Source organism: uncultured Flavobacterium sp., assembly GCF_963974175.1.
GTDB lineage: Bacteria > Bacteroidota > Bacteroidia > Flavobacteriales > Flavobacteriaceae > Flavobacterium.
Genome location: NZ_CAXBBR010000020.1, coordinates 1 through 25830 on the forward strand (window position 1 = coordinate 1; position 25830 = coordinate 25830).

Below are 25830 nucleotides of genomic sequence, written 5' to 3' on the forward strand. Positions count from 1 at the left end.
TTGCATCAAGGCAAAAGAAAAGATTGTTCTTCAGAAATAATAATAATAATAATAACATAAACGCTCTTCATACCACTCCTAACCCCGCTGGAAGATTCAGACACCCGAGCGAAGCGAACAGGCGAAGCAAACGCCACTAACAAAAAAAGTACAGTGAGCTAAAAGAAAATTAACAAATCCTTAATTTCTAGTTTTAAACAAAACCTCATTGCTAGCATCCATTAGTGAAATTCGGATAATTCGCTTTAAATTCGTTTTCAATTCGCGTATTGCTTCTCATAATACGTAGCATACTCCCCCGAAGTAATATTATTCAACCAAGTCTGATTTTCTAAATACCAATTTACCGTTCTTTCTAACCCTTGCTCAAAAGTAACCGAAGGCTTCCACCCCAACTCTTTATTAATCTTACTAGCATCAATGGCGTATCGCAAATCATGTCCTGGACGGTCTTTCACATACGAAATCAATTGTTCTGATGTACCAGTAGTTCTTCCTAATTTCTCATCCATGATTTTGCAAAGCAACTTCACCAAATCAATATTTTGCCATTCATTAAACCCTCCAATATTATAGGTATCGTGGTTTACACCTTCATGAAAAACCAAATCAATGGCAACGGCATGATCTTCTACAAACAACCAATCACGAGTATATTTCCCATCCCCATAAACAGGCAAAGGTTTGTTTTGAATGATATTATTGATAAACAAAGGAATTAACTTTTCAGGAAAATGAAAAGGGCCATAATTATTAGAGCAATTAGTCAAAACGTAAGGCAAACCGTAAGTTTCACCATAAGCACGAACAAAATGATCGGAACTAGCTTTAGACGCCGAATAGGGTGAATTGGGGTCATAAGCAGTAGTCTCTGTAAACAAACCTTCAGCACCTAAACTACCATACACCTCATCAGTACTAATGTGATAAAAACGTTTTCCTTCGTAATTACCATTCCAAATAGTTTTGGCAGCATTTAACAAATTCATTGTTCCTATTACATTTGTTTTCACAAACGATAACGGATCAGTAATAGAACGATCTACATGGGATTCGGCAGCCAAATGTAAAACACCGTCAAACTGATGTTCTGCAAACAAAGCATCTATAAATGGAGCATCTACAATATCTCCTTTTATAAAAGTATAATTGGGTGCTGACTCAATATCAACTATATTCTCCAAATTCCCAGCATAGGTCAAGGCATCCAAATTGAATATTTGGTATTGCGGGTATTTTTTAACAAAAAGGCGTACTACGTGGGATCCAATAAATCCAGCACCACCTGTGATTACTATTTTTTTCATTTATTTCTAATTTTTCGAATTAATGCAAATGCCACTAATTAATTCATATTTATTATTCTTTTATAAAACAACGAAGGCATCCCAAAATTAATCAACATCCCTAACTCCATTTTTGTACATTTTAAATAATTTTTCAACTGTGCATAAAATGTATTTGGAATATGAGACACCGATTTTATCTCCAAAATAATAGCATCATAACAAACAAAGTCTGCTCTATACTGTTTTTTCAATTTCTCATTTTCATAATACAATTCTAATTTCAGCTGTCTTTTAAATGGAATATTTTGAATTAGAAACTCTTTCTCCAGCACTTCCTCATAAACTGCTTCCAAGAATCCTGTACCCAATGAACGATGTACTTTCATACAAGCCCCAATAATTTTAAAGCTTTCTTCTTTATAAAGTATTTTATTATTGGAATCCATTCGTATAATTCGTTTAAATTCGTTTAAAATTCGAATTAATTAGTAATTCCATACATTTTCTCAAACTATCCGTATAATCAGGAACAACTATTTCATAGACGGCTTTAATCTTGGATTTATCCAATAAAGAAAAAGCAGGACGTTTTGCAGGGGTAGGATAAGATGCCGAAGGAATTCCTTTTACATCACAAGTATACCCACCAATCTCTTGAATCGCCAAAACAAATTCGTACCAACTGATTTCACCTTCATTTGAATAATTATAAATACCTGGAATCCATTCTTGAGCAGATATGATGTCCATCATAGCTTTTGCTAAATCAGCAGCATAAGTGGGTGAACCTACTTGATCATTTACCACACTAACAGTATCCCGTTCTTGCAACAAACGTTGCATTGTTTTAACAAAATTATTCCCAAAACGACTGTACACCCATGACGTTCTAATAATTAAAACATCAGGATTAACAGCCAAAGCAGCTAACTCTCCAGCACGTTTCGTAGCGCCATATACATTGATAGGATTATTAAGCGCATCTTCAGTCAAGGCAATTGAAGAGGTACCATCAAAAACATAATCCGTAGAGATATGAATTAGTTTAGCTTGATTGTCATTCGCATACTGCGCTATTATTTTAACTGCCTGATGATTGACAATGTCAGCTAATTCCGGTTCCGACTCTGCTTTATCCACAGCAGTATAAGCACCACAATTTAATATGAAATTTGGACGAATTAACTCCAATTGAATTTTCAACTTAGACAAATGATCCAATGAAATTTGAGTTCTATCCGCGAAAACCCATTCATATTGCCAATAGTTTTCTGACAACACTTTCAACTCTGAGCCCAACTGTCCAGTGGCTCCTGTTACTAAAATTTTTTTCATTTAATTTTTAATAGTTTCAATTTCAAACACACTTCTAGTACGCTAACCTCAAACAACTAATCACTGAATACTGATTACTCCTTCTCACAGTCATATTGCGTTTATCGCACATCTACTCATAACCGAAAACTCCTAACCCCGCCCTTAAATTAAAAATGTCAAAAAACGACGATAAAACGGCGTGGTAGCAGTCCGCGAGTTGAGCCTGAAAGGCGAACGGCTCGGGCTGCGGAACATAGTTTTGAGGTAGTTTTTAAGTTTTGAATTTTCAGGCTTGATCTTTTGTTTCTTTTGCATCAAGGCAAAAGAAAAAGAAATGCGCTAAGTGATCCTGAAAGCAGCCACGCCCCCCATTATTAGCGATAACTTTGCGAATTTTGTGGTTAAGTATTAATACCTACCCCCGCCCCAACCTTAAACAGTTAAACGGTTAAACAGCTAAACATTTAAACATTTTTCAAAACTCCCAATCAATTTCGGCAAAACTCGGCAATATCAAATCCTTTTCAGAAACGATAACGACATCAGGGCTTACTTGCCAATCAATTGCCAAAGTGGGATCATCATAACGAATCCCTCTTTCACTATCTTTGTGATACAATTGATCTACTTTGTACATCACAGAAGCTGTTTCACTCAAAACAGAAAAACCGTGTGCAAAACCATGTGGCACCAATATTTGTTTTTTATTCGCAGAGCTTAAAACGATACTAAACTGCTGCCCATAAGTAGGTGAGTTTTTACGTAAATCCACCGCCACATCCAAAATTTCTCCTTCTAACACTCTCACCAATTTAGCTTGGGCAAAAGGTTTGATTTGCAAATGCAATCCTCTAATCACCCCTCTTTTGGAAAAAGACTGATTGTCCTGAATAAATTGATAATTAATCCCATTTTCATTGAATTTAGCCTGATTGTAAGCTTCAAAAAAGAATCCCCTAGAGTCTTCAAAAACCCTGGGAGCTATAATCACTAAATCTTCTATAAATGTTTTTTCAACTATCATTGTATGTTTTTATTTTTGAAATGATCCAAAGGTTTTTAACAAACCTTCTTTTGATCCTGCCGGTAAAGGTTTACCAATAGCGCCGACAATTTTATTATTACTGACTGCATAATTCTCGGTTAATTTTTGTAAACGTTCAGAATTGAGTGGTAAATGCAAGTAATCACCAAGTCTCGCAACCCCTTTAATCCAAGAGCACGGAATATTTAAAATTGTTTTTTTTTACCCAAACTTACACCCAACAACTGAATTAATTCATTTGTGGATAAAGACTTATCATCTGCCACTTGATAAGCTCCTGAAGGTATAGTAGTGTTTCCCAACAATTCCTTGATAACAAAACAAAGATTTTCAATACTTAAAAAAGAACGTTTGTTATCAAAAGCTCCTAATGGCCAAGGCAAACCTTTATCTACTAATTTATACAACAGATTAAGGTTACCTTTATTTCCCGAACCATGTATCAAACAAGGTCTTAGTATATAGAGTCTTTTTCCCTCAGGAAGTTTTTTACTTAAAATATATTCTTCTGCTTGATGCTTAGCAATTCCATAATGAGTTTTGGGATTTGGAATAGTCTTTTCTGTCAAATTTCATCAACTTTATCGGCTACAGCTTTCACAGTGCTCATAAATATAAATATAGAAGCCTCTGAATATAACTAAGTATCAAGTTTTCTCTTTCTTGAAATGACTCTAATATCAAAATAGTTTGGGAAATAAGGTGTGAGATTATCACCTACAAACTATTTTATAAATTGACTTAATTTTTTATAAACTCTTAATGGAATTAAATAAAAAGGTTTTTTTAAATTATTTTTTTTCCAAGCATTTAATACTTCTTTATTTTGTTTTATTATACTTGAAAAACTAGCATTGGATGCGCCCCCAAGTCTCATTCTAACAACTAACCTGTTAAAATATTTTGAATTAAAATTGTGTTTTTTAAATACCCTCAACATAAATTCATAATCAGCAGCTATTTTATAATCTAAGTCAAATAATCCAGCTTTATTGTAAACCTCTTTCTTAACAAATAATGAAGGATGAGGAGGGACATTAGCATTTTCAAAAAAATTATTATAATAATCTTTTGATTTCCAATTCCTAACAACTTTATTGGTATCATAACTCTTTACATATACCAAATCACCGTACAATATATCCAATTCAGGATCATTATTAAATTGTTCCATAACAGCCTCAATAACATTAGAATCCTGATACAAATCATCTGAATTCAAAATGCCAATAACATCACCTGTGGTAGCTCTAATACCTTTATTCATTGCATCATACAGCCCATTGTCTTTTTCTGAAATAAAGTAACCCAACCTATTTTCAAATTCTCTAATTAAGTTAACTGTATTATCTTTAGATCCTCCATCTATAATAACATATTCTAAATTGGGATAACTCTGCGAAAGGACTGACTCAATAGCGTCCTTTATTGTTTTGTCATTATTATATACGACTGTAATTATTGAAATCTTCATGTTTTATATGGATAAATCTTTATATATATTCAAAGTTTCTTCATAGCATTTATCCCACGAAAAATTTTTAGATTGTTGCAGTCCCAATTCTATCATATAATCTCTTCCTTCTGTGATTTTAGCGACAGCGGTATTGAATTCATCAATACATAGATTTTCTAGCAAAACCCCGCCTTCACCAGCAACTTCCGGAATTGAGGAAGAATTCATAGCTATGAATGGACAGCCCGCTTTCATAGATTCTAATATAGGTATTCCAAAACCCTCATAAGAGGAAGGATAAATTAATGCATAAGCACCGTTATATAGCTCATTTAGCTCATCATTTTCAATGTTTATAAATAATTCCCAACGCCCAAGCATCAGTTCATTCAACATATGCAATTCATTTCTATTTAAATCAAAACCAACAATTTTTAAAATGAATTTTTCTGACTGAGCTACAGCTTTTACAGCAAAATCAAAGTTTTTATAGCTAGCTCTTGACCCAACAAATAGATAATAGGGAGAGAACTCCTTTTCGTGTTTAAATTCTGGAATAACAAAATAATCAGAAGAAACTCCATTATATATAACCCTTATATCTTTACTTTCAAATATGGGATAGAAATACAGTAGATCCCTTTTGGTGTTTTCTGATATACATATTACAATATCAGCTGCTTGAATTGCTTTTTTCTTCTGATAGGCGTGTAACCATTTTTTTAAACCATTACCATAATGCTCATAAGTAAAATCATGTACAGTAACTATTTCTTTTACATTATTTTTTCTTTTCACACTTCTGCTTAATGTCCTGTAATATGTAGAATGAAAAATAAATATCTCACCTCTTATTTTAAAATTGATTTCTCTATATCGCGAAAGGAACTTAGACAATTTATTGCCTTCATTGTAAGTATTAACTTCTTGAATTTTTAACTTATTTCTAAAAATATTTTTACTACTGTTTTCTTCTTCTATAAAAAAAGAATGTATCTCTTCTTGATTTAAAATTCTATTAATGACTTCATACCAATAAACAGAAACCCCTCCCGATTTTTGAAGTGAAAAAATTATATTATCAAAAATTACTCTCATAAAAGATTATTGAATTAATTTTATTGCTTAAACCTGTGCAGCTTTTCGTTTCTTATAAATTTCGACAATAACCAACAAATTATAATTAACACCCAAAATTCCATTCCCCTTAAAAATGGGACAGAAATAAATGTTGCAATAGTAAACATCAGAACAAAATATAAGCTTGTATAGAGTCTTGAACCTCTTCTTTTATTTATTTCTACTAAATTTATAAAATAACCCATAACTGGATATATTAAAAATGAGAAATAGCCAAAGTCCATAAATAAATATGAATTAAAATACTGTGCAGGGTTCCAAATCCAAACATTTGGAACGGGGACACCTATATCTAAACCAAAAAACTTAGCAATAAAAGATAATGGCGCAAAAAAAGTCTGAAAACCAAATGAAAAATCAGATTGATTATCAATAACCATCTGGAAATTCACCAAACTCAATTTACAATAAACAATTAAAAAATCAAAAAAACTAGAATCTGACATTCTAGAACTTGTGATAAAACTCCCCAAAGACAGTACACAAAATACAATAATTAAAAATTTAACATTAAGTTTCTTTTTAAGTAGATTGGTGTAGATTTGAACTAAAAGAATTGCCATAATAGTTAACCTGTCTAAAGAAAACAAAACCTTAACTAAAGAAGCAAATAATGAAATAGCATTGATTTTTTTAATTTTTTTAATTTCATTTTCTTCAAAATTATAAAAATTAAGGTAAGAGGACGTTATCAAATAAACAGCTAATGGGAGATAATTCAACATTTTAAAAACCCCTCCAAGACCTCCATCACCAGCTTGTTGTCTAATATCAGCTATACCTGCATCATTCGATGCCAGTTGTGCTAAATATTCTTGGGGTGATACAATGCTTCCAACTGTTAATATAGAAGTAAATAAACCCACTACTATCAATGTCAAGCAGAGAAGAAAAAAACCTTTATTTAATTTAAAATAATTATTATAAGTAAAGTTTTTTGTATAACTAAATACAATTTCCTTCTTTATAAGATAGCCAACTAAAACTAAAATAATAATAATAATATGAAAACTTAACGCCTTGTTAATCTCATAATCATTGCCTATAATATCGTCATTTTGAAGAGCTAAGCTGAATAATATTAGTTGTGAAAATAAAAACACTAAAATAATTCCGTTATTTTTTATTACACTTTTCATTTATAATATAACTGCTCCAGATAACAAACCTAATAATTCCGCAAGATAGTAACGAACTTTTTGTCTATTAAAAAGAAAATAAAATGGCAATGCTAAAGTAACTAGCATTACTCTTTTAAAATATTTTAAATAAAATTGATGCTTAAAACATAATTTTGCAAAACCACATCTATAAGTAAATACTCTTTTTATTTCACTCTCCGAAGAATAATTCAAAACTTTATTAGGATGATAAAATATTATTTCTTTATTATAATAAATTTTCACATCCTTACTCAATAGCCTCAAAATCAAGTCGTAAGCTTCTTCTGCCCCATGAAATGTACCTACTCCCAAACCCTCGTCATATGGATAATTGGTCATTATTTCTCTTTTCGCAAACATAGTAGCTTCTACAAAATGACTTGAGTGTACCTTTTTTGTCAAAAATTCAGATCTCAAATTCCATTTTATAACACTGTCATTTCCAAGTTCATCAATACACTTGCCAAAAACAACATCACATTTCTGTTCCTCTAATGTTAATAAAGCAATATCAATTGTATTAGGAAAAAATTTACAATCATCATCAGGAAAGCAAAAAATATCCCCCACAGCAACACTTATTCCAAAGTTTCTTGCATTGGAAGCTCCTTTTGGCAATATTTTAAAATGATTAAGGTCAAATTTTTTTTTAAAAGCAGAAACCAATTCTTCTAATTTATTATCAAAATTTTGATCAATAACCAAAATCTCAAAATCCTTATTATTAGATTTCGTTAGTGAATTAAACAACTCTTCCAACTCAAAAACTCTATTGATAGTAGGAATAATTATTGATATTTTAGGTGTCATTAAATTATTTATTTTAACATTGTGTTTCTAATAATGAGAGCAGTTTTCAGAACAATCCTTTTAAAGAAGGAAATATTACCATAATGATATTGTAAATCAAATTTTTCAAACAAAAATTTATTTGAAATTGTAGAAACACCACCGATTGAAAAATTTGCAATTATTTGCTCAATGAATAAAAAAGAAACTCCTTCTTTGTTAAATCTCAAGAACAATTCATAATCGGCTACAAATTTGTATTTCTCATTATATAGACCATAGAGTTCATAAATTTCCTTTTTTATAAAAGTGGAAGGATGCGGCAAACTATCATTTTTAAGAACATATTTTGAAGTTCCATTAATATTTAACAAATGATTCCCATTCCATGTTCTTAAAAGCCCATGAAAAACACCAAAATTCATATTTTTAATATATTCATTTACAATAACTTCGACTGCAGTAGTATCGTACCAATCATCACTATTGATTATACCTACTAACACTCCATTAGATTTCATAACCCCTTTATTCATAGCGTTATAAATCCCATAATCAGGTTCTGATACGATAATATCGATTTTTGATTCATATTTATTGATAATGTCTAATGTTCCGTCATTAGATCCACCATCAATTATTATATACTCGATATTACTATAACTTTGATTGAGTACTGATTTTATTGTTTGTTCGATTGTCTTAGCACCATTGTAAACTACTGTAATGATTGATACCTTAGGAAAATTGAAATTTTCTGAATTCATCTTAATTATTGTTTTCAATTTTTCTAATAAATTTCGCAGGATTTCCTGCCCATATTTCATCTTGAGGAATGTTTTTTGTAACAACAGAACCTGCTCCCACCACACTTCTGTCACCTATTGTTACGCCTTTTAATATAATACTATTACCTCCTATCCAGGCATAATTCCCTATTTTTATTGCTCCTGTACTAACCAATGAACTATTTACTCTTTCACTATTTTTAATCCCATGAAAATCCGTATCCCAGAGAGATACATTTGCACCAAGACCTACATAATCACCAATGTCAATTTTGTTCCAACACACAATCGTTACTCCACTTAATCCGCACCCTAAACCTATGTTTAGAACTCCTTCTTTTGCAACATATATATTACAAGGTTTAAATAATCCTGCAGGATTGTATTTTGTACTACTTATAAAAGCTGTTTCTGAGCCAATGCTAGTTTCTCCGTATATTTCAAATAAGGGAAACCCATACAATTTTATTTCACCTTTTATGTTAAGGTTTACAAATCTCCATTTAATTATCCTTAACCAAACATGATTAACACAATAATAAATTAACTTCCTATAAATGTAAAACAAAATTTTTATTATAAATCTCATTAAATATTGTTTTTATTATGTAAATCCCAATCTACCAATACGTCTCTACTAATTTTATCATAATTTTGGCTAGCTTGTGAATGCAAGAATTCCCACCTATATACGAATGACATCATGAAGTATGAAATATAAGCAAATGCTAGAGCTACTCCCTTATATCCGTAAAAAAAAGTCCCTCTCCTTATTACAACATAAAAAGCACCGAAAACACTTTTTAATGATTTATTAATTGACTTCCTACTATCATGAGCTTCACTTCTCCAATAACGAAGATGTCTGTCCATCATCATATCAACTGAAACATGTGTTAAATGATTTATACAATAATCACTTGAAATTTTATATCTTAATTTTGAATCAAAATGAATAGCATCATGCACTCCTGTTAAGTTTAACCTAATCTTACTCTTCTTTATAAGTATAGGCTTACTTACACTATACCACGGCGAAAAAGACTCTCCGATCCCAAGAATAAAATTTCGAAATGGAACATCTATTATATCAAAGTGAAAGTCCTTATTCTTTATAACATCCATAATTTCGGATGCTAATTTCGGATGAATAACATCACTAGCAGTAAATAAAAGTATCCACTCTGAATTGCAATATTCTAACATCAACTCCATTTCGGAGGAATCATATTTCATGGAATTATCCATAGCAAATACCTTAGAAGTATATTTTTTTGCAATATCGATAGTCATATCTGAACTACTTTTATCTAATACAACGATTTCATCACACCATTGCAATGTTTTTAAAGTAGTTTCAATTCGATTCTCTTCATTAAAAGTGGGTATAAATGCTGATATAGTCATTACGCAAAAATTTGTTTATATATATTTTCTATTTTATTTATTGCAAATAGATTAATTTCAGTAAAGATTTCATCTTTGAAAAAATGTGTTTGTACAACATAATATGAAACAAAGAACGATAAGAAACTTGCAATAAAAACTATTAAATCATTTAAAAATGTACTTCGGAAAATAATTGCAAACACCACAACAAAAGATGAAAGTATAATATTTTTAAATATTTTTTTAATATTAAATTTTATTTCAATATGCTTTTTAGCAACAAAATAACTAAATATTAACACAAATGTCTCGGTCAAAATACTAGCCCAAGCAGCTCCATTTTCATTATACAGAGGTATCAATGTTAAATTTAAAACTAAGCTTACAATCGTAGCTATAGACACTATAATTAACAATTCTCTATCTTTAGACAATGGAATTAGTATCTGCAACATAAAAATTGTTATCAAACCTAATAACAACGTTGTTGGAGAAAAAATTTGTGTAGTTAGAACTGCAGATTCAAATAATCTCCCAGACAAAATCCTTACAATTTCGGGGGAAAGTACATAAATACCAATTATTGCTGGTATACCAAATAATAATACAAAATTAATTGATTTTTCAATAAGTCTAATCATTTCCAACTTGTCACCCCGACCTGCGGCAAATGACAATCTAGGTATCAGTACTGAAGACAGGACCCCTATTATTGCAACCGGTATCTTATTAATTCTACTTGCAACGGTAAAAAAACTAACTGCTTCATTTGTTGACAAAAAACCCAACAAAACCACATCAAAAAGTTCATATAAACTTGTTGCAACTGTAAACAAAAAAATCAACAAAAGCGGTTTAATATGAATCCTGAAACGCAAATCCTTCCAAAGAAAATTGAATTTAATATATTTAAGTCCATGAGAAATATTTAGATAAGCAATTATAACAGAACCCAATACTGACAACCCAAAATATAAAAAATAATCTGTTTTCTCTCTAACAAAAATAAAGACCGATACAGTTAAAAAAACCTGCAAAATAATCGTTCTAACTGCTACATATTTAAAATCTTCAATAGCCGTAAAAAACCAGTGAATTGATAAAGGATAGGATAATATTAACAAACTTCCACATAAAAAAAAATCAATATTGCTTTTACATCTTTCCAAATAGAAGATACTAATAATATAAACAACAAGTACGCAAATAGTCAATCCTATATGTATTAATGTTATTTCCGCAAAAATTTTTGATCTTTTTACAATATCGTCTTTTACTTTTGCAATTTCTCTTATTCCATAAAAAGGAACTCCAATTGTAGATATAACAATAAAATATTGAATGTAAGAATTGGCAAATGAAACTAATCCGAAATTTTCAGGTTCCAATATCCTTGATACATAAGGAAAGGTGATTAAAGGAAATAATATCCCTGATGCAGAAATTATGGCATTATAAAAAAAATTTTTTCTTAATCCAGACATGTTTTTATAGAAAATTAAAAATTTATTCTTATTTTATTATGTCTTTATGAATTTAAATATTCTCTAATCACATCCGCGATATAATCATAATGCATTTCGTTAAATCCTGGCCAAACCCCTAAACAGAATGATTGATTCATAATAGTATCTGCATTAGATTTATTTTTTGTCATTTCTCTCAAACTATTTAGCAGAGTAGCGTCTGTTAAGTTTTGCAACATATAAAATTTATTCTAATAGTGTTTTAATAATAGAGACTAAGTCGCTTCCATCGCAATTGGTTTTGCAAAAGGCTCCATTTCTGTAATGGGTCTTCCAAAAGCTATCTTAGGATAGGTATTAGTGTGCGGATCTATCATAACCTGTAATAATTGAGGTTTAGCAGCGTTTTTATCCTTCCATAACCATTCCACCGCATCGTCAATCTCTTCTGGATTTTCTATTGTCATTGCATCGATTCCGTAAGCAATAGCTACTTTCCTAAAGTCTGGAGCATCATACCCCCAATAGGTCGATTGGTAACGAGATTCGAAATAACTATCCTGAAATTGACGTATCATTCCTAATGTCCTGTTATTCATCACAATAATTTTAACTGGAAGTTGATTACGAACAATAGTTTGTAATTCTTGGATATTAAGTTGCATACATCCGTCACCTATCAAAACAACTACAGGACTTCTATTCAATCCAATACATGCTCCAATAGCTGCTGGAAGCGCAAAACCCATGGCTCCCATTCCACCTGAAGTTAAAAAATGTTGATCTTTGTTTATTTCTAAAGATTGAGCAGCCCACATTTGATGACTACCCACATCCGCCAAATAAACTTTAGCCTTTTGTGATTGGCTGGAAAGCGAATGCATAAAGACATTTGGATTAATACCTGTCGGAGTTAATTCATTTGTGTCAGGCCAGGTTTCTTTTAAATCATTAATATGATTTATCCACTGATTAGGCAAATCAAACGAAAAGTTAACGGTATATTCTAGAAATTTAGTAAAGAACAGATCTAGATCCGCTACAATTGCCTCACAGCCCTTAACGCGATTATTTATCTCTGCTTTTTCACAATCAATATGATAAATTCTTCTATTTTCTATATACTTAGTATCAGCTCCGGTTTGTCTAATATCCAATCTACTTCCTAAAACAACCAACAAATCACATTCGCCAAACGCCATATTTGCCCATCTGTTACCATAACTCCCTATAAAACCAACACGTTGCAAATGATCAAAAGAAATAGTGTCCAACCCTAAAAGCGTTGTAATAACCGGAACCTTAGTGTGCTTAACAAACTGGTCAAATTGCTTTTGACATTGGCCCGCTTTAATACCTCTGCCTGCTAGAACAAGTGGTCTTTTTGCCTGTTTAATATCATGTATTAATTTTTCTAAAACAATAGTATCTATCGCTAAATGTTCTACACTTTCAGACTGAAAATATTTAGCTTCTATCTGAATGCGCTGCACATCCATAGGAATGTCAATAAGAACTGGCCCTGGTCTACCTTCCAAAGCAAGTTTAAAAGCTTGCTCAAAAATATCCGGAATGGTATCTGGATCGCTAATCTGGAAACAAGCCTTGGTAATAGGTGTTGCCATAGCAACAATATCAGTTTCTTGAAATCCTAGTTGCCGAATTTCTCTGTCTCCTTTTAACTCATGCCTATTCACTTGACCTGTTATAAAAATAGCGGGAGTAGAATCAAAATAACAACTGCCAATTCCTGTCAACAAGTTAGTGGCGCCTGGACCAGATGTAGCCATAGCTATTCCCGGCAAACCCGTAACTCTTGCATATCCTTCGGCGGCAAAAGCGGCAGCTTGTTCGTGATGCATCGTAATAATATTGATGTCTGTTTTCTGATTCAACGAATCGAGTATATGTGTAATCATACCTCCCGATAACTCAAAAACACTTTTAATCCCCTTTTTTTCTAAAAATTCAGCTATAAAATCAGATACTTTCATTAGAAATTTATTTATTTTTTAAATAATGGTTTACAGTATTCTGTATAGCAATACTGAAATCTGTAAATTCAATTTCACCTATTTGAGCAGATAATTTCAAAATATCTCCCTCCATATGCATGGATTGACTATCTCTATATTTTAAAGCTCCAAAATTCAAAATGAATTCTGGATTAACATAATTTCTTATGTCTTCAATCATAGATTTAATTGTTCTGGTTTCATCCGAAGAAATGTTATAAACACCAGATTGTACCTGCATCGTCATAATTTTTCTCATTATTAAGCTAAAATCATTAACGTGTAGATAAGCATATTTCTGCTCTCCTGGCGTGAAATCCATTTGTTTACTTGTCAGCATTGAATTTATTAAAGAGGGAATTAACCAGTTTTGATTTTCTTTCTCACCAAATAAAGAAAATAAACGCAACCAAATCCAATTGATGTCGTTCATCCCGCAAAATGTCTTCACAATCTCTAGACAAGCCAATTTTATACTTCCGTATGCATTTAAAGCATTTGTGTTATGATTCTCTGAAATTTTCCCTCCTATGTTACCATACTCTGCTTGTGAACCTAAAAAAACAAACTTTTTCACTCCAACCGTTTTTGCAGCATCTAATAACGAAAGCAAAAAAGGTATGTTTTTCGACTGTTCATTCCAATTATCTCTTGAATCAGATCCAACTCCGATCCAAGCCCCGTGTATGATGGAGTCAAAGGAATGTTTTTCAAGTTCCTCTCTAAAAAATCCGTCCTCATCAATATCAACCCAGATGATTCTATCTTTGAACCCTTCACATCTCCAAATATTAGCATTTTTACGCTTTAATCCAATCACTTGAATACCATTGCCAACAAGATTTTCTGCTATATGAGAACCTAAAAATCCTGTAACCCCTGTTAATAAAATAGTTGGTTTCATAAATATTAGAAATTCAAACCAAAAAACTCTTCCATTTTCTCCACTACAAAATCCAAATGATCATTTGTTAATGCAGGTTGCACCCCAATCCAGAATGTATCATTCATTGTTTTATCAGTATGCGTCAATTCTCCAACTACCCTGTACTCGATATCCTTGAAATAAGGTTGTTTGGTTAGATTTCCCGCAAACAACAAACGAGAACCTATTTTATGATTGTCTAAAAATTTCAGTAAATCAACCCTGTTCGATCCACAGTTATCTTTTAAAGTTATAGGAAAACCAAACCAAGATGGATTACTGTTTTCTGTAGCTACAGGCAGATGTATAAAATCATTTAAAGACTGTAGTTTTTCTTTTAAATACGTGAAATTTTCACGACGTCTGGCAATGAAAAAATCTAATTTATCTAACTGTGCCAAGCCACAAGCTGCCTGCATGTCAGTTATTTTTAAATTATATCCTGAGTGAGAGTACACGTATTTGTGATCGTAACCATAAGGCAACTCGCCGTGTTTTTGCTCAAAACGACAGCCGCAGGTATTATCACATCCTGGCGCGCAATAACAATCACGTCCCCAGTCTCTAAAAGATTCGGCAATAGCTTTTAATTCAGGATTATTCATAAAAACAGCCCCTCCTTCTCCCATGGTCATATGGTGAGCAGGGTAAAAGCTTAAGGTTGCTATATCTCCAAATGTCCCGCATTTTTGTCCGTTGTATTCTGCTCCAAGCGCATCACAAGTATCTTCTATCAACCAAAGATTATATTTTTTACAAAGCTCGGTTACTTTACTCAGATTAAACGGGTTACCCAAAGCATGCGCTAGCATGATGGCTTTAGTTTTTGGGGTAATTGCCGCTTCAATTAAGTCCGCATTTACATTGTGCGTAGTAATGTCTACATCAACAAATACAGGAATGGCTCCAAATTGAACAATAGGATTTACAGTAGTAGGAAAACCCGCAGCAACACCAATAACTTCATCTCCTTTTTTAATGGCCCGATCACCTAATTTATGCGAAGTCAAGGTACTAAATGCTACTAAATTAGCGGAGGAACCTGAGTTTACGGACAAACAATATTTTACCCCTAAAAATTCGGCCAGTTTTTTTTCAAAGGCGGTATTAAATCGTCCTGTAGTTAACCACGCATCAAGCGAAGCAGCTACCATATTTTGCATCTCCCCCTCTCCTAATAATTTCCCCGATGGAGGAACTACAGTTTCCCCAGGAATAAAAGGAGTAGGTTCATAATTGATTGCTGCATATTTTGACACCAAACTAGCAATTTCATTTCGCAAATTTTCTAATTGTTCTTTCTTTTCCATTATTATAATTTGTTGCTATATAAATCTATTTCTAATAAACATTGTTTTTTCATATCGGCGTTATTCATCCAAGCTTTGTGCCACTCGACAATCGATTTTAGTGTGAATTCTAAATTCCATTGCGGCACCCATTTCAATTGCTGCGCTGCTTTCGAACAATCTAATTTCAAAAAACCAGCTTCATGAGGACTGCTATTTGTATCTAATTCCCAAGAAGCCCTTTCTCCCCAAGTTTTAATCATCGTATTCAAAATCTTTTCAACCGATTGACAATCTTCGTCTTTGGGGCCAAAGTTCCAGCCTTCGGCAAATTGACGTCCTTGCGTATATAAAGCTTCTGCCAATACCAAATAACCTGACAAGGGTTCTAAAACATGTTGCCAAGGTCTTGTAGAAAGCGGATTTCTCACAATTACAGGGGTTGATTTTTCAAACGCCCTTAAGATATCCGGAATTAAACGATCATCAGACCAATCTCCCCCTCCAATAACATTACCAGCACGTACCGAAGCCAACGAAGCGCAATTTGGCGTATTAAAAAAAGATTTTCTGTAAGAAGCTATTAGCAATTCACAACAGCCTTTGCTGCTGCTATAAGGGTCATGACCACCCATAGGTTCATTTTCACGATAGCCCCACGACCATTCCTTGTTTTCATAACATTTATCGGTTGTAATGGCCACAATCGATTTTAAACTGGTGCATTGTCGAGCGGCTTCAAGTACATGTATAGTACCCATTACATTAGTCGAATAGGTTTCTACCGGTTCTAAATAAGACAAACGCACCAAGGGTTGTGCCGCCATGTGTATCAAAATTTCGGGATCAAAATCGACCATGCTTTTAGTAACGGCCTCTAGGTTACGAATATCCCCTATCTCTGATTGCATGCCTGCGGCGACAGAAGCTTCTTCAAACAAATTGGGATTAGTATAAGGTGCTAATGAATAGCCTTTTACAACTGCACCCATATCTTGTAACCACAATGCCAACCAACTCCCTTTGAAACCAGTATGACCCGTAAGATAGACTCTTTTGTTTTTCCAAAATTCTGAATTTACTTTGCCTTCTAATCCTTCCATAATCTCCAAGGTGCTTGATTAGTATCCCATAACTCTTCTAAGTGTACTTTATCTCTTAATGTATCCATTGGTTGCCAAAACCCTTCATGTTTGAAGGCCATCAGTTGATTATCTGAAGCCAATCCTTTTAAAGGACCCTGTTCCCACACTGTATCATCACCAGCAATTCGATCAATCACCTTAGGTGACAAAACAAAAAAACCTCCATTGATCAAAGCCCCGTCTCCTCTTGGTTTTTCTTGAAACTGCCTTACTTCACCATCTACTATATCTAATGCTCCAAATCTACCTGGAGGATAGGTAGCAGTAAGCGTAGCATCTTTCCCATGCGACTTGTGAAATTCTAATAATGCTTTGATGTCGACATCTGCAACTCCATCACCATAAGTAAAGCAAAAACTCTCATCTTCTTTCAAATAGGGAGCTACTCTCTTGAGTCGTCCTCCAGTCATTGAGTCATCACCGGTATCTACTAAAGTTATGGACCAAGGCTCAGCTCTTTCTTCATGAACAATCATTTTATTATCTCTCATATTGAAAGTAACATCTGATTGATGCAAAAAGTAATTCTCAAAATATTCCTTAATCACATAGCCTTTATACCCACAACAAATTATAAAGTCATTTATTCCATAATGGGAATACGTTTTCATTATATGCCATAAAATAGGTTTTCCTCCAATTTCAACCATTGGTTTTGGTTTGGATACTGTTTCTTCACTTAAACGAGTTCCTAAACCACCTGCGAGAATTACTGCCTTCATATATATTTATATTTATTTCGTACTAACAAATGCATCCGAATAAAATGAATCCTCAGATAATCCATTTTGCATTAATAATTTATTAGAATCGTTTATCATATTTTCAGATCCGCAAGCGTAAACTACGGCATCCGATAAATTAATTGATTTAGAAACAAGGATGTCTTGAACGTATCCAGTAGAACCATCCCAATCTTGTGCCTTTTTACTTAAAACTGGAATAAAATTCACGTTTATATTACTGAACTCCGGTCTCCAAAATAAATCTTCTGAAAATCTACCGCCAAAAAAAAGGAAGATGTTTTTAGCCAGAACTCCTGTATTATCCTCATTCATTTGTTCCAAAATTGCCTTTACAGGAGCGATTCCTGTGCCTGTTGCCAAAAATATAATATTACTTTTATCCGTATTTCTCAAGAAAAAAGTTCCAATAGGGCCTTCTATCCTTAGTAAGTCATTCACTTTTGCTTCGTTAAACAGATAATTGCTAAACAGACCGCCTTGATATCTTTTTATGAAAAAAATAAGATTTGAAGATTTATTAGAATTCGCGATAGAATAACTTCTTTTATAATCGTTTTTAATAAAATTAATATATTGCCCCGGCAAATAATTAAATGTTGATTGAGGCGGAGTTCTTAACTCCAATTCTATAACATCTGCTGAAATTTTAGTTATTTTATTAATTTTAGAAGGCAGTGTTTTTATAGATTCAAGCTTATAATCACTTAAATCCTCAATATCTAAAATCAAATCAGAAGTTGGCTTTCGAACACAAGTAAGAATATAACCCTCTTTTTTGCTTCCCTCACTAAGACCAATTTCTTCAATTTCAGAAATCGAACTACCTTTAATAACTTTTGCTTTACATGATTGACATCTCCCTGTTTGGCAACTATAATTTAAGCTGACGTTCTGTTTCTGGGCACCAACTAAGATCGTATCATTATCCTCGCAATAAAAACTAATGTCATTTTTTAAAGAAACTTGAAACATATTATTAAATTATAATTATTGATTAAGCTGTTTCAAAACTCGTCTTATTATCAATCCAAAGACCACCAAAAACCCAGCTAAAAACCCTCCCAATACAATACCTTTCGCTTTTCCAAAACGTTCTTTTGTCAAAGGCAAAATAGGTTTGTCTATAATCTGAATCAAAGGCGTTTCCTTGCGTAAAGTCACTTTCGCTAATTCCGATTGTTTAACTAATTCGGTTAATATCGCCGTATTCGCCTGCACATCGACTTGCCTTCTTGCCGAAGGAGCACGACGTACATTCATCGCCGGGTTCAATCCAAAAGTATTGTCATTGGCGACTGCCACGCCTGTAATGGCTCCATTTAGCTCACGACGAATGGAATCTGTTTGACGCTCCAATATCAACATGTTTTCCCGGGATTTCTTGCTTTTCGTATCGATATAAAAATCAGAGACTTCTTTAACTAAGGCTTCACAAAAATACTTGGCAAACAATTCATTATTTGAGACTACATCAATACTGACAATTGCCACTTTCTTATCTCTTTGTCCAACAGCTAATCCACCTTGGGATATATTTTGATACATCACGCCCATAATACTGTCTTGCACTCTTGTGTAGGTTTTTCGATCCCCTTGAGGTAAAAACTGAATACTTTTATATTTAACATTGGCATTCCATTGCTCACGCCATCCTTGATTTTGAATGTACATTTCAGCCAAAGAAATACTTTTCCCTTCAAGTGTAATGGGACTTAACAACGTCTGCTCCACCATAGATCGTGACTTAAACAGTTCCGTCAAATTCGAGCCTGTAAAAATACTTCCGCCTCCTCCGCCTAGGTCTATCCCAAACGAACTGGCTAAACCCAAAGCACCTCCCAATCCGCCTCCACTTTTTTCATCTTCCAATGCAAAAGACAAAGTCGCCGTATAAACCGGTTTTTTAATAAAGGAATAAGCCAAACCAATTGTTGCCCCTATGATTCCGGCCAGCACAATGATTTTCCATTGTGAAAGTAGATAGTTATACCATTCCTTGACTTTTTGAAGTAATTCCTTCAACGATATTTCGTCGCTAGTATTTTGTTCGTTCATATATTCGTTGTTCGTTGTTCGTTGTTCGTTGTTCGTTGTTCGTTGTTCGTTGTTCAAGTGAAAAATGCTTTACGTTTTTCACAAACCGATGTACGCTAAACGAAAGACGACTAAACTATCTCAATATCGCTATGATTACTCCGGCCAAACTGGCCAAAACCCCTGCTATACTAACAAATTCTCCAGTACTCATCTTTTTGACTTCCGGTTTTTCAGGTACAATAATTTGCGATCCTGGAGTAACCTTAGGATAGTTCCTGAAAAACAAGAAGGAGCTAGCTACATCAGCCTTACCGTTAGGATAAATGATATAAGCCTTTTTCTTCCAGCCTTTGGCATCAACACCACCTACTGCATCTAAATAATATCTAAAGCCTTTGCCTTTATCATAAGGAATCTCCGAAGTCAACAAAACATTCCCTGTCACTTTGACCCCTTCATTAAAGGCTGCCACTTCAATTTCATCACCAGGAAATAGAGTTACGTTTGTATTACTATCCTGGTTCTTCACTATAGACTGCCAGTCCACAGGTATAATGGCATATTTCAAATCTTCTTTTAATTTTTTCTTTAACTTATTTTGAATACTATCTTTTGTACCCAAATTCAAATCTATACTTTCAATAGCTTCAATTTGCTTGCCTTGAATTGGCCGTTTTATTTTAACACCTTCTATATTAGCAACTGAAGTCAAACCTCCTGCTCTCTTTACAATATCATATACTTTCGCTTTCTTGTTAGCCAAAACATATTTCCCCGCATAATTCACAGCACCACTAATAGTAACCATCTCTGGCTTTTCATACACCGCCATCTTACGGATATTTACCACATCAAATGGATACAACGAAAAATTAACTGCTTGTTCATTGTTATCGGGAGTAATTTCAATATTAAACAATTCCGCCTTGTTTGGATTGCTATCGTCAATTTCCTCAGACATAATCATTCTAGCCACTTCTACCCTTTTAGATGCTGAACCTGTCAACCCTCCGGCCTGTACTAGTAAATCATTCAAAGTCAAACCTTCCTGATAATTATATACACCCGGATTTTTGATTTCACCGTCGATTGTTATCTTATATTCTTCGGTAAAATCCAAAATGGAATAAACCGTTACCACATCCTCTTTATTCAAAGCAATATCGGCTTCGAGATCTCCTTCTAAAGCTTTCTCCAAATTAACGTTGACGATTTCTGTTGTCAAGTCAGATTTCAGTCGAATGATTCTTGCTCTTTTGCTATAGGCATCTTCTTTTAAACCGTCCGCTTTGGCAATCAAATCGGAAACACGCATGCCTTCATAGAAAGAATAAGTATCAGGTCTAAAAACGGCCCCGTCAATTTTGATTCGGTTTTCAAATCGATTTAATATTTTAGTTACTCTAAACACATCGCCAGAAAGCGGTCTATAACTATTGAATTCAGATGCCTTGACATCTTGTACTTTATATTCTTTAGCCGTTTTCTGAAGTACATTTACTGATGCCGTATAGGCAAACTCATTGAATCCTGAGGCAAATGATAATAAATCAGAAAAAGTCTCTCCCGGTTTCATTTCGAAAATTCCAGGACGCTTTACTTGACCTTCTAAAGTAACCCTTTGATTGTATGCTGGAATCCGAATAACGTCATTGTCTTTTAAACCTACGTTTTCCGACTGATCCCCATTGACCAAAAATTTATAGAGATCGACTTTGGTATATATTTTATTGTTGCGAATCAATTCGATGTTTCTATAACTTTCGTTTTTACCGGGACCTCCTCCCAAGAACAAGGCGTTATAGACCGTTGCCAAAGAAGAGATGGAATAATTCCCAGGCTGCTTGCTCCCTATTATAGTTACTCGAATCGTTCTGATGCGACTTAAACTTACAGCAACTTGAGATTGTCCTGACCCAATAGTACTATAGACCTTGGCCATCGCCCCTTTTATTTTTTGTGTTGCTGCTTCAATACTCATTCCTGAAACGGAGATTTCTCCCACGTACTGAATTGAAACTTTCCCTTCCACTGATACGGGAATACTCGCATTGTATTCCTGTACTCCATAAACGCTAACTTGTAATTCATCACCAGGACCCAAGATATAGTTTACTGGAGTTGCCAATTTTAGATTGGGTTCGAAATTCAAGGTTGGATTGTCAAACAGTTCCGATCCAAAAACTAATGAGCTTTGCCCATCTTTTACTTTTGAGTTAACAATTTTCTCTTGGGTTCTACTATATTCCCCGGAGGAATCATCAGCGTTCATCTTAATTGCGCTATTAGTTGTAGTTGCCGCTAATCTCAATTTTAATTTAGCGAACTCGGCCGAAGACATTCCTTTGGCCAAAGCCATAGGTTCTACTTGATCGATAGTCGAGTTATTAGCCTGCAATTGCGTTTTGATAGTCGCCACCTCAGCATCCGATAAATTATCGACTTTAAGCGTACTTAAATCGCTACTTTTCAACAAATCTTGTGCTATTACAGTGTTTGTCTGAAAAATGGCAAACAAGAAGAAAAAGGTAATTATTATTTTTTTCATATTTATTTTATATAATCCAGTTAAATTCGATTAAAAATTAAATTAGCTCCTAACCGATTCCTTTTTTTACAAATGTTCTATTTGTTTTTTAACTAAAAAACAACAAAAATAGTGTTAGTCAAAAAAGGCTTCGCCTCAGTGACTCCCATAATTGGTTCACGAAATTTCAATAAATGCTTATCTTCAAAACAGAAGTCTGCCTTCTTCAAAAAGTGCTTCTGCCAGCAAATGTAGTCCTAAAAATTTCAAATTCTAAATTTAAAAATAGTTTTTAATCCAACTGAAAACTGTATCTCCAAAAGCAACAAGAACTAATCAATTAAAAGTCAACTAACTGTATTGGCAATTACCCCCATCCTTAATTTTTGAAAAATCACCTAATTTAGTGATACTTAAAACCAATATATCAACAGAAACTATTCTTCTTATTATGTGCTTTTGCCAAACGAATCTGTGAATCGTTTAATTGGTTAACTGTTTAATTGTACCTAAGCATCCTGTTTTCGATGAATTGTTTAATCGGTTATTTGTTTAACTAGTTAATTGCTGTTCGAAAGGGTAATTGGTAAATCGAACTAATGGTTAATCGATTAAGTTTTTCTTAACCGATTAAACTTTTTTTTAAACAATTAAACTTTTCCTAAACAGTTAACCTTTACTAACCAGTTAACCTTTTCCTAAAACAATTAAACTTTTCCTAAGCAGTTAAACTTTTTTAACAATTAAACCAACTACTCAAAATAATTCAAAGCAGCACAGCAATTGCAGCTTAAATACTATTTTTCAACCTAATACAATTTCAAATCACTCGCCACCATCTCTTTAACCATAGCCGCTAAATCGTATTGTGGTTTCCATCCCAATTGTGTTTTTGACTTCGTAGGATCTCCAATCAATAGATCAACTTCAGTTGGACGGTAATACTCTGGATCAACTCTAAGTACAACTGTACCTATTGCTATCTGGTATAAAGGATTAGAACAAGCAGCAACGGTAGCTGTTTCATTTTCTTGTTCTCCTTCAAAAGTTAGCGTAACGCCTACCTCAGCGAAAGCCATGATCACGAAATCTCTTATATAAGTAGTCACACCTGTTGCGATTACATAATCTTCTGGAACTTCTTGTTGTAAAATTCTCCACATAGCCTCTACGTAATCCTTAGCATGTCCCCAGTCTCTTTGAGAGTTCAAGTTTCCTAAGTACAAACAATCTTGCTTTCCTTTAGCAATAGCAGCAACCGCCATAGTGATTTTACGTGTTACAAAAGTCTCCCCACGTCGAGGAGATTCATGATTGAAAAGAATACCATTACAAGCAAACATATTATACGCCTCACGGTAATTCTTAGTAATCCAAAAACCATAAATCTTAGCCGCTCCATACGGAGAACGTGGGTAGAAAGGAGAGTTTTCATCATAAAAACCTGCTGCATTTTTATTCTCTGCCAATCCTCCATACAATTCAGAAGTAGAAGCTTGATACACTCTTGTTTTTTTTCCTAAGCCTAAAATTCGAACAGCCTCAAGAATTCTCAAGGTTCCTAATCCATCTACATTAGCAACATATTCTGGAGAATCAAAAGACACTTTTACATGAGACATTGCACCTAAATTATAGATTTCATCAGGCTGTACTTCCTGAATAATTCTTATAATATTAGTAGAATCGGTCAAATCACCATAATGCAATTTAAAATTAACATGCACTTCATGTTGATCTTGATAGATATGATCGATACGTTGCGTATTAAAAGACGATGCACGGCGTTTTACCCCATGAACCATATATCCTTTTTCTAATAATAATTCCGCTAAATAAGATCCATCTTGACCTGTAATTCCTGTTACTAGTGCTACTTTTTGTGTTGTGCTCATATTCGTTGTTCGTTATTCGATGTTTGATGTTCGTTGTTCGTTGTTCGTTGTTCGTTTGAAAAACGTGAATCGTTTTTCGTTGCTCGTTGCTCAAAAAGCGTTGGACGATGAACGATGGACGGTCAACGACAAACGATTCTACATCTTCACTTGCTTAAATCTATCTATATTCTCTAAAAACCAATTGTAAGTTTTTTGAATCCCTTCTTCCAATTGCACTTGATGTTTCCATCCCAAGGCATGCATTTTAGAAATATCCATTAATTTCCTAGGTGTACCATCCGGTTTTGTGGTATCCCAAATGATTTCTCCTTGGTGTCCTGTTATTTTTTGGATGGTTTCAGCCAATTGTTTGATGGTCAAATCTTCTCCGGTTCCTACGTTGTACAAATAATCTGGCAGCGTGTTTTCTAATGCAAACACCACAGCTTGTGCCATATCATCTACAAACAAAAATTCTCTCATAGGTGTTCCGCTACCCCAAAGAGTAACCGGAGTATTTCCATTCTCCTTTGCCTCATGAAACTTTCGCATCATTGCTGGTAAAACATGTGAAGAAGTTAAATCAAAATTATCGTGAGTACCATAAAGATTTGTCGGCATCAAGCTTACGTAATCCTTATCGAACTGATTTCTGATTGCTTGACAGGCTTTTACACCCGTTATTTTTGCAATAGCATACCATTCGTTAGTCGGTTCCAAAGTATCCGTCAATAAATACTCTTCTTTTAGCGGTTGTGGTGCTAGTTTTGGATAGATGCAAGAACTTCCCAGAAAAATAAATTTCTCTACACCAGATTGTAATGCGGTATCGATTAGATTATTTTGGATTTGCATATTTTCCATAATAAACTGGTATGGAAAATCATTGTTGGCCAAGATCCCTCCCACTTTTGCAGCAGCGTCAATAATCACTTCCGGTTTTTCGGCAGCAATAAAATCTTTTACAGCTTGTTGGTTTCTCAGATCCAATTCCTTGCTTGAGGCTCCAATCAGGTTGGTGTAGCCTTTAGCTGTCAGCGTCCTCCAGATAGCGCTACCCACCATCCCGCGGTGTCCTGCAATGTATATTTTAGCTTCTTTATTCATTTTAATAATAAAAATTATATTACCGTTTTCGATGCGATTGTTAATGCTTTATTTATTTCTCTTGAACTGGAAACGATGTTCTTAAATTCACGACTTCTCGACTACAATTCGTCAGTTCGAGGGTTTTTTGCGTAATGCTAATGAAGTAAAAAATGTATCGAGAACTTTTGTTTCAACCATGACGACTTCTCGATACATTTCAAAATTAAAAAATTTTGAAATACTCGAAGTGACGGTCTGAAACTACAAAACGTCAGTTCGAGTGATTTTTGCGTAATGATAATGAAGCAAAAAACGTATCGAGAACCTTTGTTCTAACC

General features: G+C 33.7%; 23 protein-coding genes. All 23 read right to left on the reverse strand.

What is annotated here, in order from left to right; genetic code table 11:
- Window positions 1-257: 257 nt before the first annotated feature.
- The gene (gene rfbB, locus AAC069_RS17445) at window positions 258-1307 is read right to left on the reverse strand and encodes a dTDP-glucose 4,6-dehydratase (RefSeq protein ID WP_339921717.1); all 1050 of its coding nucleotides are present in this window, start codon (window positions 1305-1307) and stop codon (window positions 258-260) included.
- Between the two features lie 38 nt (window positions 1308-1345).
- Window positions 1346-1735 (reverse strand): GxxExxY protein, encoded by a 390-nt coding sequence (locus tag AAC069_RS17450; RefSeq protein ID WP_339921718.1) that lies wholly within the window; start codon window positions 1733-1735, stop codon window positions 1346-1348.
- A gap of 13 nt (window positions 1736-1748) precedes the next feature.
- The gene (gene rfbD, locus AAC069_RS17455; protein WP_339921719.1) at window positions 1749-2624 is read right to left on the reverse strand and encodes a dTDP-4-dehydrorhamnose reductase; all 876 of its coding nucleotides are present in this window, start codon (window positions 2622-2624) and stop codon (window positions 1749-1751) included.
- Between the two features lie 457 nt (window positions 2625-3081).
- The gene (gene rfbC / locus AAC069_RS17460) at window positions 3082-3630 is read right to left on the reverse strand and encodes a dTDP-4-dehydrorhamnose 3,5-epimerase (protein WP_339921720.1); all 549 of its coding nucleotides are present in this window, start codon (window positions 3628-3630) and stop codon (window positions 3082-3084) included.
- 206 nt (window positions 3631-3836) lie between these two features.
- Complete coding sequence (locus AAC069_RS17465) at window positions 3837-4220, reverse strand: hypothetical protein (protein ID WP_339921721.1); 384 nt, start codon at window positions 4218-4220, stop codon at window positions 3837-3839.
- A 155-nt stretch (window positions 4221-4375) separates the two neighbouring features.
- Window positions 4376-5125 carry a glycosyltransferase family 2 protein gene (locus AAC069_RS17470; RefSeq protein WP_339921723.1) on the reverse strand — a complete coding sequence of 250 codons (750 nt, stop codon included), beginning with the start codon at window positions 5123-5125 and terminating at the stop codon, window positions 4376-4378.
- 3 nt (window positions 5126-5128) lie between these two features.
- Entirely contained in the window at window positions 5129-6205 is a 1077-nt protein-coding gene (locus tag AAC069_RS17475) for a glycosyltransferase family 1 protein (protein WP_339921724.1), read from the reverse strand.
- A 20-nt stretch (window positions 6206-6225) separates the two neighbouring features.
- Window positions 6226-7386: an O-antigen polymerase gene (locus tag AAC069_RS17480; RefSeq protein WP_339921725.1), complete on the reverse strand. Its 1161-nt coding sequence runs from the start codon at window positions 7384-7386 to the stop codon at window positions 6226-6228.
- On the reverse strand, window positions 7387-8220 hold the full coding sequence (locus AAC069_RS17485) for a glycosyltransferase family 2 protein (protein WP_339921726.1): 834 nt from the start codon (window positions 8218-8220) through the stop codon (window positions 7387-7389).
- Window positions 8221-8228: 8 nt separating this feature from the next.
- Window positions 8229-8966, reverse strand: coding sequence for a glycosyltransferase family 2 protein (locus AAC069_RS17490; RefSeq protein ID WP_339921727.1), 738 nt, complete (start codon window positions 8964-8966; stop codon window positions 8229-8231).
- A 1-nt stretch (window position 8967) separates the two neighbouring features.
- Window positions 8968-9576, reverse strand: a complete 609-nt coding sequence (locus AAC069_RS17495; RefSeq protein WP_339921728.1) for an acyltransferase — start codon at window positions 9574-9576, stop codon at window positions 8968-8970.
- Window positions 9576-10394 carry a glycosyltransferase gene (locus AAC069_RS17500; RefSeq protein ID WP_339921729.1) on the reverse strand — a complete coding sequence of 273 codons (819 nt, stop codon included), beginning with the start codon at window positions 10392-10394 and terminating at the stop codon, window positions 9576-9578. The genes AAC069_RS17495 and AAC069_RS17500 overlap by 1 nt, the downstream gene beginning before the upstream one ends.
- Complete coding sequence (locus AAC069_RS17505) at window positions 10394-11860, reverse strand: flippase (protein ID WP_339921730.1); 1467 nt, start codon at window positions 11858-11860, stop codon at window positions 10394-10396. Before AAC069_RS17505 ends, AAC069_RS17500 begins: the two co-directional genes overlap by 1 nt.
- A 257-nt stretch (window positions 11861-12117) precedes the next feature.
- Complete coding sequence (locus tag AAC069_RS17510; protein ID WP_339921731.1) at window positions 12118-13836, reverse strand: thiamine pyrophosphate-binding protein; 1719 nt, start codon at window positions 13834-13836, stop codon at window positions 12118-12120.
- Window positions 13837-13843: 7 nt separating this feature from the next.
- A complete protein-coding gene (locus AAC069_RS17515; RefSeq protein ID WP_339921732.1) occupies window positions 13844-14761 on the reverse strand; it encodes an NAD(P)-dependent oxidoreductase in 918 nt (305 codons plus the stop codon).
- Window positions 14762-14766: 5 nt separating this feature from the next.
- Window positions 14767-16092 (reverse strand): lipopolysaccharide biosynthesis protein RfbH, encoded by a 1326-nt coding sequence (gene rfbH / locus AAC069_RS17520; RefSeq protein ID WP_339921733.1) that lies wholly within the window; start codon window positions 16090-16092, stop codon window positions 14767-14769.
- Window positions 16093-16094: 2 nt separating this feature from the next.
- Window positions 16095-17174, reverse strand: a complete 1080-nt coding sequence (rfbG, locus tag AAC069_RS17525; protein ID WP_339921734.1) for a CDP-glucose 4,6-dehydratase — start codon at window positions 17172-17174, stop codon at window positions 16095-16097.
- Window positions 17162-17938, reverse strand: coding sequence for a glucose-1-phosphate cytidylyltransferase (gene rfbF / locus AAC069_RS17530; RefSeq protein ID WP_339921735.1), 777 nt, complete (start codon window positions 17936-17938; stop codon window positions 17162-17164). Before rfbF ends, rfbG begins: the two co-directional genes overlap by 13 nt.
- A gap of 12 nt (window positions 17939-17950) precedes the next feature.
- Window positions 17951-18934 carry an FAD-binding oxidoreductase gene (locus tag AAC069_RS17535; protein ID WP_339921736.1) on the reverse strand — a complete coding sequence of 328 codons (984 nt, stop codon included), beginning with the start codon at window positions 18932-18934 and terminating at the stop codon, window positions 17951-17953.
- A gap of 15 nt (window positions 18935-18949) precedes the next feature.
- Complete coding sequence (locus AAC069_RS17540; protein ID WP_339921737.1) at window positions 18950-20017, reverse strand: Wzz/FepE/Etk N-terminal domain-containing protein; 1068 nt, start codon at window positions 20015-20017, stop codon at window positions 18950-18952.
- Between the two features lie 115 nt (window positions 20018-20132).
- Entirely contained in the window at window positions 20133-22547 is a 2415-nt protein-coding gene (locus tag AAC069_RS17545; protein WP_339921738.1) for an SLBB domain-containing protein, read from the reverse strand.
- A gap of 788 nt (window positions 22548-23335) precedes the next feature.
- Window positions 23336-24421: a GDP-mannose 4,6-dehydratase gene (gene gmd, locus AAC069_RS17550; protein ID WP_339921739.1), complete on the reverse strand. Its 1086-nt coding sequence runs from the start codon at window positions 24419-24421 to the stop codon at window positions 23336-23338.
- A 138-nt stretch (window positions 24422-24559) separates the two neighbouring features.
- Window positions 24560-25510 carry a GDP-L-fucose synthase gene (locus tag AAC069_RS17555; protein WP_339921740.1) on the reverse strand — a complete coding sequence of 317 codons (951 nt, stop codon included), beginning with the start codon at window positions 25508-25510 and terminating at the stop codon, window positions 24560-24562.
- Window positions 25511-25830 lie beyond the last annotated feature (320 nt).